We start from the raw sequence: 13,945 nt of genomic DNA on the forward strand, positions 1-13,945 counted from the left end.
ACGGAACGGATGAGCGTCGTCGAACTCGGCCGGTTCATGGACGACCTCGCGGACGCGTCCGGGAAGGCGATCCTGCCGTTCTTCCGCGCCCAGTTCGGCCTGGACGACAAGGCCCGCGGCGGGGCGCCGTTCGATCCGGTCACCGAGGCCGACCGGGCCGCCGAGGTCGTCCTCCGGGCGATGATCGGCCAGACCTTCCCGGGCCACGGCATCCTCGGCGAGGAATTCGGCGCGGAGCGCACCGACGCCGAGTGCGTCTGGGTCCTCGACCCGATCGACGGCACCCGCGCCTTCATCGGCGGCCTGCCGACCTGGGGAACCCTGATCGGGCTGACCCGCAACGGCGTGCCGGTGCGAGGGATGATGCACCAGCCCTATCTCGCGGAGCGGTTCACCGGGGACGGGCGCAGCGCCAAGCTCCGCGCGCCGGCGGGCGAGCGGACCCTGCGCACCCGCCGCTGCGGTGACCTCGCCCAGGCGATCCTGGCGACCACGGATCCCCGGCTGTTCGCGGCCGGCGACGAGGCCGAGCGATTCCGGGCGCTGGAAGGCCAGGTGCGGATGTCCCGCTACGGCGCGGATTGTTACGCCTACTGCATGCTGGCGGCCGGCCAGATCGACCTCGTGGTCGAGGCCGGGCTGAAGCCCTACGACATCGTCGCGCTGATCCCGATCGTCGAGGGGGCGGGGGGGCGGGTCACCGCCTGGGACGGCGGCTCGGCCGCCGGCGGCGGCCGCGTGATCGCGGCCGGCGACCCGCGGCTGCACGAGGCCGCGCTCAAGGTTCTGAACCCGTGACGCGCGTCCGCATCGAGCCCGTCCGCCGCCGCGAAGGCCCGACCGCGTGCTGCTGAACGCGCTGATCCTGATCACGACCCTGGTGCCGAGCGCCGAGGCCGGCGCGGACGCCCTCGCGCGCGCCCTTCCGCCCCCGGCGACCGTTTCCGCTCAGGCCGGCAGCCCACCCCCGCGCTTCGACCCCGCGACCCGCTCCGTGTCCAACTGGCACGCCCAGACCGGCGCGCAGCTGACGCCGCGGGCGCTGGCGATCACCGCCTCGCTGACCGACGATCCGCCCTACGTCGCCCGCTGCGTGCGGCTCAACAACGGCTGGTGCATCAAGTCCGCCCGCTGGTCCGGCGAGATCGGCGCCGACGGGGAGGGCCACACCGCCTTCGCCACCCTCGACGACGGCGCCGACGCCGCCGCGAGCCTGCTGCGGCGCTACTACCGCGACTACGGCCGTCGCACGGCGCTGGCCATCGTGCGCCGCTGGGCGCCGGCCGAGTGCCGCGTCGGTGCCGCGCCCGCGCGGCCGGGCCGGCCGGCGGCGGCGCCGGTCGTCTCGGCGGCCCTCGCGCCCCGCGGGCTCGGGCGGACCCTGCGGGCGCGCTACCTCGCCGCGCACCGCCCCGGCGGCGCGCCGCGGGGCCGGGCGGCCCTGCGGGTTCAGCCCTGGTCGCCGCTCGCCCGGATGGCCGGCCGCCCGACCCGACGCCCGGCCGCCATCCCGCGGGTGGCGATGCTCCAGCCGGTTCCCGACATCGCCGCGGGCATCTCCGCCTCCACCGGCCGCCCGGCCGGGAGCGTCGCCGACCCGTCGGCGCTGCTCGACCGGAAGCCAAGTCGCGTCCCGAGTGCCGACCGGATGGTCGCAGAATCCGCGCTGCTGCCGGCGATCGCGGCCGGCCTGCCTGTCCTCGACCTACGCCTGCCGGCTCCGCTCTGCACCGGCGACGAGGTCCGGATCCAGGCCTACGCCAACCGCATCAGCGCCAGCGTCGGCCTGAAGCCCGGCGACGACCTCGACCTGTTCGGGCCGGACGGCGCGCCGCGCGCCAATCTGGCGCCCGTGATGCTGGCGATGTCGGCGGTGGAGCTCGGCACGCTGCGCGCCGGCCCGGACCTCGTCGCCGGGGCGATCGCCCGGCTGAAGCCGCCCACGCCGGCCGCCAGCACCGCGCCGCCCTAGGGGCGGCTTCCCGGGCGGCAAGCCTTGCGGTTCCGGCCCGCCCGCGCCACCTCTGCCCGGCCCGTTCCCCTCACCACGAGCCCGCCCGTGCCCCTGATCGACCTTGCCGCGCGCGCCGGCTCGGCCGTCAAAGCCTTCGCCGAAGCCTCGCACGACCTGCTGGTCCAGCCGACCCTGCGGCTGGGCGTGACCGGGCTCGCGCGCTCGGGCAAGACCGTGTTCACCACGGCGCTGATCCACCACCTCGTGGAGACCCACGCGCTGCCGGCCTTCGCGCCCGCCCAGGAGGGTCGCCTGCGCCGCGCCAAGCTGGTGCCCCAGCCCGACGACGACGTGCCGCGCTTCCCCTTCGAGGAGCATTTCGCGACGCTCACCGAGGCGCGGCGCTGGCCGCGCTCCACCGACCGGATCAGCCAGTTCCGCCTGGAGATCGCCTACGAGCGTGCCGCCGGCTGGCGCTCCGGCCCCGCGACCCTGATGCTCGACGTGGTCGACTACCCGGGCGAATGGCTCCTCGACCTCGCGCTGATCGAGACCAGCTACACGGCGTGGTCCCGGGCCACGATCGGCGGCACCCGCCGGCCCGGCCGCGCCGCCGTGGCGGCGCCCTGGCTGGAGGCGCTCAAGGGCTTCGACCCGAACGGCCCCCTCGACGAGGTCGCGGCCGAGCGGGCGAGCGACGCCTTCAAGACCTACCTCGCGGGCCTGCGCGCCGGCCCCGAAGCCGTGGCGACGACGCCCCCGGGCCGGTTCCTGATGCCGGGCGACCTCGCGGGTTCCCCGGCGCTCACCTTCGCGCCCCTCGACCGGCTCACCGAGACGATCGCCCCCGACAGCCTCGCCGGGCTGATGGAGCGGCGCTTCGAGGCCTACAAGGCCAAGGTCGTGACGCCGTTCTTCCGCGACCATTTCCAGCGGGTCGACCGGCAGATCGTGCTGGTGGACGTCCTGTCGGCGGTCGATGCCGGGCCGACCGCCCTGGCGGAGCTGGAGGAGGCGCTGGACGCGGTGCTGCTCAGCCTCAACATCGGCCGCAACACGGTGCTGTCGCGGCTGTTCGCGCCACGGGCCGACCGCGTGCTGTTCGCCGCCACCAAGGCCGACCATCTCCACCAGACGAGCCACGACCGGCTCGACGCGCTGCTGCGGCTGCTCGTGTCGCGGGCCATGCGGCGGACCGAGGCCGCGGGCGCCCGGGTCGGTACGGTGGCGCTCGCCTCGGTGCGCGCCACCCGCGAGACCACCGTCCACGACGGGTCGGAGACGCTGCGGGCGGTGGCCGGCACGCCGGAAGCCGGCGAGGTGGTTGGCGACGAGGTCTTCGACGGCAACAGCGAGGCCGCGATCTTCCCGGGCGAGCTGCCGGCCCGCGCCGAGGCGGTGCTGGAGGGGGCGGTCGAGCCGGGCTCGCTGCGCTTCCCGCGCTTCCGGCCGCCGCTGGTGCGCCCGGACGGGCTCGGCCGCGCGGGGCACCTGCCGCAGATCCGGCTCGACCGGGCGATGCAGTTCCTGATCGGCGACCGGCTGGCGTGACGATGTGTGCGATGCGGAGCCCGCGACCATGACCTCCGGCCAGAAACCCCGCGCCTTCCGGATCAGCCCCGAACCGGTCGGCGAGCCGAGCGTGACCACGACGCCGCTCGGACCGCGGCCGCCGCAGGCCCGGATCGTCGAGGAACCCTTCGAGATCCTCGACGCCGCCGACGGCGTCGCCGTGCCGGTGGCGCCGCGCTCGCGCTCGCCCTGGGGTGCCCTGTTCTTCTCGGCGGTGGGCGGCCTCGTCTCCCTGGGCGTCGGCCTGTCGGTCGAGCGGATGATCAGCGACCTGTTCCAGGCCGCCCCCTGGCTCGGCTGGGTCGCGCTCGCGCTGCTGGGCCTCGCCGCGCTGGCGCTGCTGGCGATCGTGGTGCGGGAACTCGCCGGCCTGCGGCGCGAGCGCAAGATCGAGCGGCTGCGCCAGTCGGCGCTGGACGCCCTCGCCACCCGCGACCACACCGGCGCGCAGGCGGTGGTGCAGGCGCTCTCGACCTTCTACGCGGACCGCGACGCCCTGTCGGCGGGCCGCGCCCGGATCGACGCCGCCGCCGACGCGATCCTCGACGTCGACGACCGGATCGGACTGGCCGAGCACGAACTGCTCGCCGGCCTCGACCGGCAGGCGCGCAACGCCATCGCGACGACGGCCAAGCAGGTCTCGGCGGTGACGGCGCTGAGCCCGCGGGCGATCGTCGACGTGGCCTTCGTGGTGTTCGCGGCGGTGCGTCTGCTGCGCCGGATCGCCGCGATCTACGGCGGCCGGCCGGGCTTCCTGGGCTTCCTGCGACTGGGGCGCGCGGCGCTCGCGCATCTCACGGTCACCGGCGGCATGGCGGTGGGCGAGAGCGTGATGCAGCAGGTTCTGGGGCTCGGGATCGCCGCCCGGGTCTCCGCCAAGCTGGGGGAGGGCGTGCTCAACGGGCTGATGACCGCCCGGTTCGGGCTCGCGGCGCTCAACGTCTGCCGGCCGCTGCCGTTCGTGCGGGAGGCCCCGCCGCGGCTCGCCGACGTTGCCGGCGAGCTGCTGCGCTCGGCCGGGGCCGAGCCGAAATAGGGGCGGGACTACTTGGCGCCCGCGGCGGCGCGGCGGTTGGCGATGCGCGAGAACATGTTGCCGGTGTAGTCGGCGGTCTTCGGCTTCTCGGGCTCGCCGAGCTTGGCCTCGAAGGCCTCGATCCGCTTGAGCAGCGTCACGTCGTTGAACAGCGAGCTGTTGAAGTTGCTCTGGGCCCGGGGGCCGAGGGCGGTCTGCACCGCTTCGAGTCGTTCGAGAAGCTCTTTGCGCGTCACGGTGCTCTCCAGGGGCGGCTTCGGGACGAAGGACCGCCCGTGCCGCCACTGAAGAGGGCGGTGGTAAACAGCGCGTTAATACGACCCGTGCCGGTCCCATCCCGCCGAGCCCCGGGGACGCCGATCGTCCTCGCGCGCCGCAGGGCTCGCAGGCTCAGAGCCCCTTCAGGAACCCGGCGAGCCGCATCAGTCCCTCGGGCCAGGGGCCGTGCCCGCTCGCCACGTTGAGGTGGCCGGATTCGCCCGCGTCGACCGTGAGCGCCCCCCAGGCATGGGCGAAGTCGTCCGCCCGCTCGTAGCGGCAGTACGGGTCGGTACGGCTGGCGACCAGCAGGGCCGGGAAGGGCAGGGGATCGCGCGGCACCGGCGCGAAGGCCCGGACCGCGTCGGGCAGGCCCGGCGCCTCCTCGACGTCCGGGAGCGCCACCAGGAGGGCGCCGCGCACCACCCCCGCGGGGAAGCGCGGCACCGCCTCGACGCACGCCACCACGCCGAGGCTGTGGGCGATCAGGATGACCGGCCGCGTCGCCGCCGCGACCGCCTCGGCGATGCGGCCGCACCACGCCTCCGGGGTCGGTTCGTGCCACTGGTCCTGCTCGACCACGCGCGCGGTAGCGAGGCGGCCCGCCCAGCGGGCCTGCCAATGGTCCTCCTCGGAGCCCCCGAGCCCCGGGACGATGAGGATGTCGCAGTCGGCGGTCTTCATACCGGGATGCCTAGTGCGGACCGACGGACGCGTCGAGACCGTCCCGTCATTCGGCCGCGATCGGCGCCGCTCCCTCGAGGGCCAGGATGTGTCGGGCGATCTGCACGGAGGCGCGGTTCTTCGCCTTGGCCTCGATCTCGAAATCCGCCCAGGCGAGGTGCCGGGCGACGAGGTCGTTCACCGCCCGGTTCCACATCATGTCGGAATGGGCCGCGAGGTCCCGGACCGCGTGGCCGGCCGCGCGCAGGGCCGGGAAGTCGGGCAGGGCGTCCGGATCGCAGGCGGCGGAGACCGCCTCGCGCGACACGCTGATATGGGCCACGGGCCGGACGCCGCGCCAGGATTCCTGCACCCGGGCGATCCGGGCATCGTCCGGCTCGAGATACTCCCCGCCGCTCTCGACCCAGTGGTGGTGCAGGTCGAGCACCACGGGCACGAGGTCGGCGAGCCGCAGCACCGCGTCGAGGCCGAACACGTTCTCGTCGTTCTCGACCGTCACCAGGTCGCGCGCCACCCGGCTCGCCCGGGGCAGGGTCTCGCGGAAGCCCTCGACCCCCGGGTCGCCCGCGCCGACATGGATGTTGATATGGGCGCCGTGCGGATGCCAGCCGCCGCCGTAGCCCATCCGGTCGAAGATCTCGGCGTGGTAGTCGAGCTCGGACAGGCCGTTGGCGATCGCCGCCGGGTTGCGGCTCGCCAGCAGGCAGAACGGTCCCGGGTGGAAGCTCAGGCGCACCCCGAGCCGGCGGGCCAGCGCGCCGGCCTCGGCGAGGCCGCGCTCGACCAGCGCCGCCATCTCGGGCTCGGCGTAGAGCGGCTGCGCGATCGGGTGGGTGTAGCCCGGAAGGACGTTGCTCGCCATGCGCAGGAGACGCTCCAGCGGCGGCCGGGCCCCGACCCAGGCGATCTGGCGGGCGAGGGCGTCGAGGTTGTGGGCGACGAGCCCGGTGAGCTTCACCCGCCGGGCGGCCGGCTCCAGCTTCGTGAGATGGGCCATGGTCACGCTGGTGAGGTTCATGTGCAGCGTGGCCTCCCGCTCCGCCTTGAGGGTGGCATGGGTGCCGGGCGGCTCGTCCAGGACGAACTTGCAGCAGAATCCGAGACGGGGCTGATCGCGCATAACGAGCACAACGCGCGGAGGGCCGCGGCGTCCCCGCGCGACGCGCGGAACGGCCGCGGCACGACGACGTTGGGAGTCCCGAGCGCGGCAGTTCCGCGCACTGGCCCCGATCCATGCCCCCGTCACCGTCGCGTTCGACCGGCCCCTCGGAGGGCGGCTCGATCCTCTGGATCCTGATGCTCGGTTCGGCACTGGTCGCCCTCGCGGCGGCGCCGGCGCGGCGCCGCGTGCCGGCGGCTCTCCCCGCCGACGCGCCGCCGCTCGACCGCGATCCGTCCTGCGACGATCGGGGCCTGCGGAAGGGCGTCGCCGCGGGGGCGCGCTCGATCTCGGGGCGCGCCGCGCAGCTCACCGCCGCGACCCAGCCGGAGCGCGGCCGCGCCGCCGACAGCCCCGTCGAGATGACGCGGTCCGGCTGGAAGGACATCGTCGTCCGGGTCTACCTGGAGTTCAACAAGGACCGGGTCCTGGCGGTCGCCGCCGGGGTGACCTTCTACACGCTGCTGTCGCTGTTCCCCGCCATCGCCGCGCTGGTCTCCTGCTACGGCCTCTTCGCCGACGTGACCGTCATCAACGATCACCTCGCCCAGCTGCACGCGGTCCTGCCGTCCGGCGCGGTCGAGCTCATCGGCGACCAGGTCAAGCGCATCGCCGCCAAGGGCAGCGGCTCCCTCAGCATCACGTTCTTCTCCAGCCTGCTCCTGTCGATCTGGAGCGCCAACGCGGCCATGAAGGCGATGTTCGACGCGCTGAACGTCGTCTACGAGGAGGAGGAGAAGCGGAACTTCTTCTGGCTCAACCTCCGCTCGCTCACTTTCACGGTCGGCGCCCTGCTGTTCATCATCGTCGCGCTCAACGTGATCGTCGTCGTGCCGGTGATGCTGAACTTCCTGGGCCTCGGCTCGACCGCGTGGCTGCTCGCGGCCCTGCGCTGGCCGGCGATCCTGATCGTCCTGCTCGGCGGCCTGTCGGTGCTCTACCGGTTCGGGCCGAGCCGGGAGCACGCCCGCTGGCGCTGGGTCGGGTTCGGCAGCGTCGTCGCGGGCCTGCTCTGGCTCGCCGCCTCGCTCCTGTTCTCCTGGTACGTCGCCAATTTCGGCACCTACAACGAGACCTACGGGTCGCTCGGCGCCGTGATCGGCTTCATGACGTGGATCTGGATCTCCTCGACGATCGTGCTGCTCGGAGGCGAGATCAACGCGGAGCTGGAGCACCAGACCGCCCGCGACACCACCACGGGCGCGCCGCTGCCGATGGGCGCGCGCCGGGCGCGGATGGCCGACACCGTCGGCGCCGCCGCCTGAACGCCGCGTCTCCGATCCCGGAGACGCCCTGCGGCATCCTCCGGGACTGCCGGATAGGGCGCGCGATCCCTATATAGCGTGGCGAGAAGGGAGATCGCCATGGCCGACACGCCGACCACTAGCCCGGAGACCCGCAGCGACGCCGAGTGGCGCTCGGCGCTGACACCGGAGCAGTACCGGGTCCTGCGCGAGCACGGCACGGAGCGGGCCGGCACGAGCTGTCTGCTCGCCGAGAAGCGGGCCGGGACCTTCACCTGCGCCGGCTGCGGTCAGCCGCTGTTCGAGCAGGGCACCAAGTTCGAGTCCGGAACGGGCTGGCCGAGCTTCTTCGAGCCCCTCGACGGCGCCGTCGAGACCACGGTGGACCGCAGCCACTGGATGGTCCGCACCGAAGTGCACTGCGCCCGCTGCAAGGGCCATCTGGGCCACGTCTTCGACGACGGCCCGGCGCCGACCGGGCTGCGCTACTGCATGAACGGCGCGGCGATGAATTTCGAGCCGGCTGAATGAATCGCGGGGGCCGCTAACCTGGGTTCGGAAACGCGGCGCGAAAGCCGGGATATCGGGGACAGGGACCGCCGGGGCCGGATCCTCGGCCGGATCCGGTCTTGATTTCGTCGCGTTTTTGCTTAGCGCTCTATAGTCTCAGGATGTCGCTGTCCGGTGATTGGCGACGGAAGTGGTCAGGCTCTGGCGAATACGGCGTGGCAGTCAGCTTATACGCCGTGCGGGCCGGCTCCACGTGTCCTCTTCCGTGCAGCCCGGCGGCGCTGAGGGCTGTCCGCCGGATCGGCGCGCCGCCGACCAAGCGGGAGGGGTTTTGAGTTCATGAGCACCGTTCGCCGATTTCTGGTCGCACCATCCCTGGTCCGCCTGATCCGCAAGGAGCGGGGTGGCGCCCGCATCACCGAGGGTCACTTCGCGCCCCAGGGCGGCCGGGCCTCCTACGTGCGCGTCGACGGCCAGGTCTGCCAGCTGGTCCTGGTGAACAAGGGGCCGGACGGCGTCCCGGTCGAGGAGCGCACCGACGTCCCGCGAGCCCACGGCGACGCCCTGCTGGACGTGTGCCCCGGCAAGGCCGCCTACGACCGCACCACGCTGAATGCCGGCGGGCGCGAGATTGCCATCGACCGCTACGTCACCCCCGGCAGCCTGGACCTGATCAGCGTCACCTTCGACGATGACGGCGAGGCCGCCGGCTTCCACGCCCCGAGCTGGTTCGGCCGCGAGGTCAGCAGCGAGCCGGCCTTCGAGCGGGCGGCCCTGGCCATCCAGGGCGTGCCGGCGGCCGAGGAGGTGGCGCTGAGCAACGCCGCGCTGGACGCGGTGCTGGACCTGATCGAGCCGCGCTTCGGCTTCGGCCGTTACGGTAGCAGCAGCAGCAGCCGGAGCACCGAGTCCGACGAGGGCGCGATGGGTGCTATGCGCCGGGCCGCGGCTCCCGCGGCGCTGGCCACCGCCGCGCCGGTCGTCGCCGCCCCGCCGCCGGCTCCTGAGCCCGCCGCGGCCGCCCCGCGCCCGCCCGAGCCGGCCCCGGAGCATCACCCCGAGCCCGAGCCGCAGCCGGAGCCCGCGCCGGAAGCGGCCGCGCACGCCGCGCCGGCCGCCGAGACGCCAGCCCCGCAATCCGGCAGCGGCGACGCCCTGCACGGGGATGCCCGCATCGACGACGTCATCGAGAGCCTGTCGCAGGCCCTCGGCGCGGCGATCCACCAGCAGCCTGATCCCGCCGCCGAGAACAAGGACGGGAAGAGCGAGGATCCCGCCTCGATGTTCGAGCGCTGGACCGTCCGCCCCCGCCGGACCCAGCAGCAGACCTGACCCGCGTCGCAACGACGCGAGGCACGGCCGGGCCGCAGCGCAGATCGCGCTGCGGCCCGTCTGTTTTCGCGGGTCCGCGGCTCTCGGATACGAGAGATCTTCGTCCGGGAATGACAGGTTTTTGTCACGGATGGTTCCGGGCGGATAAGCGTGCAGCCGTTGAGGCGCCGGGTGATAGTCGCTAGCGTGCCGGCAAATCGGGAGGGTGCGCGGTCGTCGCACGGGATGGACATGGCACAGGCAATCCAGGCGACGGCTCCCGCCGCAGCGCCCCGCGAGCCCTGGTACAAGGTGCTCTACATCCAGGTGCTGATCGCCATCGCGCTCGGCGTCCTGCTCGGCTGGTACGACCCGGCCACCGGCAAGTCGATGAAGTGGCTCGGCGACGCCTTCATCGGCCTGATCAAGATGATGATCGCGCCGATCATCTTCTGCACGATCGTCCACGGCATCGCGTCGATTGGCGACCTGAAGAAGGTCGGCCGCGTCGGCCTGAAGGCGCTGGTCTACTTCGAGGTGGTGTCCACCATCGCGCTGCTGATCGGCGTCATCGTCGGCGAGGTGATCCGGCCCGGCGCCGGCTTCAACGCCGACCCGTCGAAGCTCGACGCCAGCAAGGTCGCGACCTACGCCAGCAAGGCGGCCGCCGATTCCACCGTCGCCCACATCCTGGCGATCATCCCGAAGAGCTTCCTGGACCCCTTCGCCACCGGCGACCTGCTGCAGGTGCTGCTGATCTCGATCCTCACCGGCGTCGTGGTGACGAATCTCGGCGAGCGCGCGGCCTCGGTGAACCACGCGATCGACACCGCCGGCCAGATCTTCTTCCGGATCATCGGCATCGTCGTGAAGCTCGCCCCCGTCGGTGCCTTCGGTGCCATGGCGTTCACGATCGGCGAGTACGGCATCCAGAAGGTCTACGACCTCGCGTGGCTGGTCGGCACCTTCTACATCACGGCGATCCTGTTCGTGCTCGTGGTGCTCGGGACGATCGCCCGGGTCGCGGGCTTCTCGATCCTGCGCTTCCTCGCCTACATCAAGGACGAGCTGCTGATCGTGGTCGGCACGTCGTCCTCCGAGACGGTGCTGCCGCAGCTCATGACCAAGATGCGCCGCCTCGGCGCCTCGGACTCGGTCGTCGGCCTCGTGGTCCCGACCGGCTACTCGTTCAACCTCGACGGCACCAACATCTACATGACGCTGGCGACGCTGTTCCTGGCGCAGGCCGTGGGCGTGGACCTGTCGATCAGCCAGTACGCGACCATCATCCTGGTGGCGATGCTGACCTCGAAGGGCGCATCGGGCGTCACGGGTGCCGGCTTTATCACCCTGGCGGCGACGCTCTCGGCGATCCCCAACAGCCCGGTGCCGGTCGCCGCCATGACCCTGGTCCTCGGCATCGACAAGTTCATGTCCGAGTGCCGCGCGCTCACCAACCTCGTGGGCAACGGCGTCGCCTGCGTGGTGGTCAGCCGCTGGGAAGGCGAGCTCGACGTCGCCAAGCTCAACGAGGTGATGGCCCACCCGGTCGCCATCGGCACCCACATCGCCGACGAGTCGCCGCAGCCGATGGGCACCGACAGTAAGGTCGCCGCCGCCGAGTGATGGGATCGCCGACGGCGAAGAACGCGGGTCGCCCGCGCCTCGGCATCGATCTCGGCGGCACCAAGATCGCCGGGATCGTGCTCGGCCGGGACGGGTCGACCCTGGCCGAGGCGCGGATGCCCGCCCCGCGGGGCGCCTACCGGGCCACCGTCGAGGCCGTGGCCGACCTCGTCCTGCGTCTCGAGGCCGAGGCCGGCACGCCCTGCAGCGTCGGCATCGGCATGCCCGGGAGCCTGTCCCCGGCGACGGGCCTCGTGCGCAACGCCAACTCGCACTGGCTCAACGGACACCCGTTCGCGGCCGATCTCGGCGCGCGCCTGGAACGCCCGCTCCGGATCGAGAACGACGCCAACTGCCTGGCGGTGTCGGAGGCGATCGACGGCGCCGGCGCCGGGGCCCGCGTGGTCTGGGCGGTGATCCTGGGCACCGGCGTCGGGTCCGGCATCGCCCTCGACGGTCGGGTGCTCACGGGCCGCAACGGCATCGCGGGCGAGTGGGGCCACGGCCCCCTGCCGGCGCCCCGCGACGACGAGCGGCCGGGCGCCGCCTGCTATTGCGGCCGCCGGGGCTGCGTCGAGACCTGGCTGTCCGGTCCCGGGCTGGCCGCCGACCACGCGCGGCGGCACGGCGGCGACCTCACCGCCGAGGCGGTCGTCGCCGAGGCCCGCGCCGGAAGCCCGGCGGCGCGGGAGACGCTCGCCGTCCACCTCGAGCGCCTCGGGCGTGCGGCCGCCCAGGTGGTGAACCTCCTCGACCCGGACGTGATCGTGATCGGCGGCGGCCTGTCGCGCATCCCGGAGCTGATCGCGGGCCTGCCGGCGGCGATCGCCCCCCACGTCTTCTCCGACGCCTTCGACACGCCCGTGCGAGCGAGCCTGCACGGCGACGCGTCGGGCGTGCGCGGCGCGGCGTGGCTTTGGGAGGCGGAGACCGTCTGAGACCCGTCCGCGGCCCGGCCTTGGTCGATCGAACTGCCGAGCTCACAGAGACGTCGGTTGCGGGACCGGAGGGCGCAGGGCAGGACGGCAGCACCGCATCGCCGAAGTCCCGATGATCGTCCGCACCCGGCCCAACCTGCTGACCCTGCTGTTCACCCTGCGCGGCTCGATCGTGCCGCGGGTGGCGCCCAAGCTCGCGGGGATCGTCGCGGTCTCGTGCGCGGTGGTGTGGGCGGAATCGCGGTGGCCCGCGCTGTTCCCGGTCAGCGCGGGGGTGACGCCGTTCACCGTGGTCGGCCTCGCCCTCTCGATCTTCCTGAGCTTTCGCAACAACGCCTGCTACGAGCGCTGGTGGGAGGCCCGGAAGCACTGGGGCAACCTGATCGGCGAGGTGCGCAACCTCGCCCGCGCCCTCCCGGCCCTGCTGCCCGAGCGGGAGGCCGCGCTCCAGCTCCGGCGCCTGTCGGCCTTCGCGCACGGCCTCCACGCCCGGCTGCGCGACCTGGACGAGGCCGCCGCCGTCGACCGGACGAGCCCGGGATCGGACCTGTCCGGCCCGAACCCCACCGACTCGGTCCTGGCCGCCATCACCCGCGATCTCGCCTCGCTGACGCGCGCGGGCCGGCTCAGCGACATCCAGTTCGGCATCCTCGAGGCCCGGATCGAGGCGCTGTCGGGCGTGCACACCGCCTGCGAGCGGCTCGCCAACACGCCGCTGCCCTTCGCCTACACGTTGCTCGTGTACCGGACCGCGTGGCTCTACTGCCTGCTCCTCCCGGTGGGCCTCACCGGCGCCCTGGGCTGGGCGACTCCGATCGTGGTGGCGCTCGTGGCCTACACGTTCTTCGGACTCGACGCCCTCGGGGACGAGCTCGAGGAGCCGTTCGGCACCGAGCCCAACGACCTGCCCCTCGACGCCATGGTCCGCGCCGTGGACCGCATCGTCCACCACGCCCTCGGCGAGCCGATGCCCCAGGCGCTGGCGCCCGACGGGTACTGGCTGCGCTAGCGCCTACCCGTTCCAGGCGCGCAGCACCGGCTCGGTGCGGTCGTGCTCGTAGCCGAGCACCGAGACGCTCGCGGTGCCGAGGACGAGGAGCGCGCCGCACCGCGGCTCCAGGCCGATCCAGCGCGCTGCGAGCACGCGCAGAAGGTGTGCGCTGGAGAACACGATGAGGTCGGCGTCGCGGGCGCGGGCCCGGGCGATGACCCGATCCGCGCGGGCACCGACATCCGCCGCCGTCTCGCCGCCGGGGCAGCCGTCGCGGAACAGCCGCCAGTCCGGCCGCTCGGCCAGGATCGCCTTCGTGGTCCGGCCCTCGTAGGCGCCGTAATCCCATTCCGCGAGATCCGGATCGATCGCGCGGCGGTCGCCGAAGCCCGCCAGCGCGCAGGTCGTGGCCGCCCGGCCCGACGGGCTCGACCACACCTCCGCGTAGGCGCGGCGCGCCAGGCGCGGTGCGAGGGCGCGCGCCGCGTCCTCACCCTCCGGCGTCAGGGGGATGTCGCTGCGCCCGGTATGCTGACCGGACCGGCTCCAGGCGGTCTCGCCGTGGCGGACCAGCGTGATCTGCGGGAACGGGCTCTCGGCCATGCGTGCCTCCCCGGGCACGCGGTCCGCGGCCCTGTCATCGATCCAGTCATCGATCCAGT

At 73.4% G+C, this 13,945-nt stretch carries 14 protein-coding genes; 10 read left to right on the forward strand and 4 right to left on the reverse strand.

The features are described from left to right. The first annotated feature begins 9 nt into the window (after positions 1–9). From hisN to LXM90_RS12640, 4 genes are all read left to right on the forward strand, one after another. Complete coding sequence (gene hisN / locus LXM90_RS12625) at positions 10–798, forward strand: histidinol-phosphatase (RefSeq protein WP_012319114.1); 789 nt, start codon at positions 10–12, stop codon at positions 796–798. A 46-nt stretch (positions 799–844) separates the two neighbouring features. Further along, positions 845–1,972 carry a hypothetical protein gene (locus LXM90_RS12630; protein ID WP_020095381.1) on the forward strand — a complete coding sequence of 376 codons (1,128 nt, stop codon included), beginning with the start codon at positions 845–847 and terminating at the stop codon, positions 1,970–1,972. An 87-nt stretch (positions 1,973–2,059) separates the two neighbouring features. Then, positions 2,060–3,505 (forward strand): YcjX family protein, encoded by a 1,446-nt coding sequence (locus LXM90_RS12635; protein WP_020095380.1) that lies wholly within the window; start codon positions 2,060–2,062, stop codon positions 3,503–3,505. A 28-nt stretch (positions 3,506–3,533) separates the two neighbouring features. Then, complete coding sequence (locus LXM90_RS12640; protein ID WP_020095379.1) at positions 3,534–4,562, forward strand: YcjF family protein; 1,029 nt, start codon at positions 3,534–3,536, stop codon at positions 4,560–4,562. An 8-nt stretch (positions 4,563–4,570) separates the two neighbouring features. Here the strand turns inward: LXM90_RS12640 and LXM90_RS12645 are convergent, their stop codons facing one another. From LXM90_RS12645 to LXM90_RS12655, 3 genes are all read right to left on the reverse strand, one after another. Further along, entirely contained in the window at positions 4,571–4,798 is a 228-nt protein-coding gene (locus LXM90_RS12645) for a hypothetical protein (RefSeq protein ID WP_012319110.1), read from the reverse strand. A gap of 154 nt (positions 4,799–4,952) precedes the next feature. Then, positions 4,953–5,504, reverse strand: coding sequence for an RBBP9/YdeN family alpha/beta hydrolase (locus tag LXM90_RS12650; RefSeq protein WP_042675936.1), 552 nt, complete (start codon positions 5,502–5,504; stop codon positions 4,953–4,955). A gap of 46 nt (positions 5,505–5,550) precedes the next feature. After that, a complete protein-coding gene (locus LXM90_RS12655; RefSeq protein WP_020095377.1) occupies positions 5,551–6,624 on the reverse strand; it encodes a UV damage repair endonuclease in 1,074 nt (357 codons plus the stop codon). 113 nt (positions 6,625–6,737) lie between these two features. Here LXM90_RS12655 and LXM90_RS12660 point away from each other — a divergent pair, with 113 nt between their 5' ends. The 6 genes from LXM90_RS12660 to LXM90_RS12685 all read left to right on the forward strand — a co-directional run bounded on the left by LXM90_RS12660 (position 6,738) and on the right by LXM90_RS12685 (position 13,301). Further along, a complete protein-coding gene (locus LXM90_RS12660; RefSeq protein WP_020095376.1) occupies positions 6,738–7,928 on the forward strand; it encodes a YihY/virulence factor BrkB family protein in 1,191 nt (396 codons plus the stop codon). A 99-nt stretch (positions 7,929–8,027) separates the two neighbouring features. Continuing rightward, the gene (msrB, locus tag LXM90_RS12665; protein WP_020095375.1) at positions 8,028–8,438 is read left to right on the forward strand and encodes a peptide-methionine (R)-S-oxide reductase MsrB; all 411 of its coding nucleotides are present in this window, start codon (positions 8,028–8,030) and stop codon (positions 8,436–8,438) included. A 318-nt stretch (positions 8,439–8,756) separates the two neighbouring features. Beyond that, entirely contained in the window at positions 8,757–9,749 is a 993-nt protein-coding gene (locus LXM90_RS12670; RefSeq protein WP_020095374.1) for a hypothetical protein, read from the forward strand. 231 nt (positions 9,750–9,980) lie between these two features. Next, on the forward strand, positions 9,981–11,354 hold the full coding sequence (locus tag LXM90_RS12675) for a dicarboxylate/amino acid:cation symporter (RefSeq protein WP_026605282.1): 1,374 nt from the start codon (positions 9,981–9,983) through the stop codon (positions 11,352–11,354). Next, positions 11,354–12,292 carry an ROK family protein gene (locus LXM90_RS12680; protein WP_020095372.1) on the forward strand — a complete coding sequence of 313 codons (939 nt, stop codon included), beginning with the start codon at positions 11,354–11,356 and terminating at the stop codon, positions 12,290–12,292. The genes LXM90_RS12675 and LXM90_RS12680 overlap by 1 nt, the downstream gene beginning before the upstream one ends. A 112-nt stretch (positions 12,293–12,404) precedes the next feature. Further along, positions 12,405–13,301 carry a bestrophin family protein gene (locus LXM90_RS12685; RefSeq protein WP_020095371.1) on the forward strand — a complete coding sequence of 299 codons (897 nt, stop codon included), beginning with the start codon at positions 12,405–12,407 and terminating at the stop codon, positions 13,299–13,301. 3 nt (positions 13,302–13,304) lie between these two features. On the opposite strand, the gene LXM90_RS12690 is transcribed toward LXM90_RS12685, so the two are convergent. Continuing rightward, positions 13,305–13,886 (reverse strand): histidine phosphatase family protein, encoded by a 582-nt coding sequence (locus LXM90_RS12690; RefSeq protein WP_020095370.1) that lies wholly within the window; start codon positions 13,884–13,886, stop codon positions 13,305–13,307. Positions 13,887–13,945: the final 59 nt, after the last annotated feature.

Origin of the sequence: Methylobacterium oryzae, assembly GCF_021398735.1 — a bacterium.
GTDB lineage: Bacteria > Pseudomonadota > Alphaproteobacteria > Rhizobiales > Beijerinckiaceae > Methylobacterium.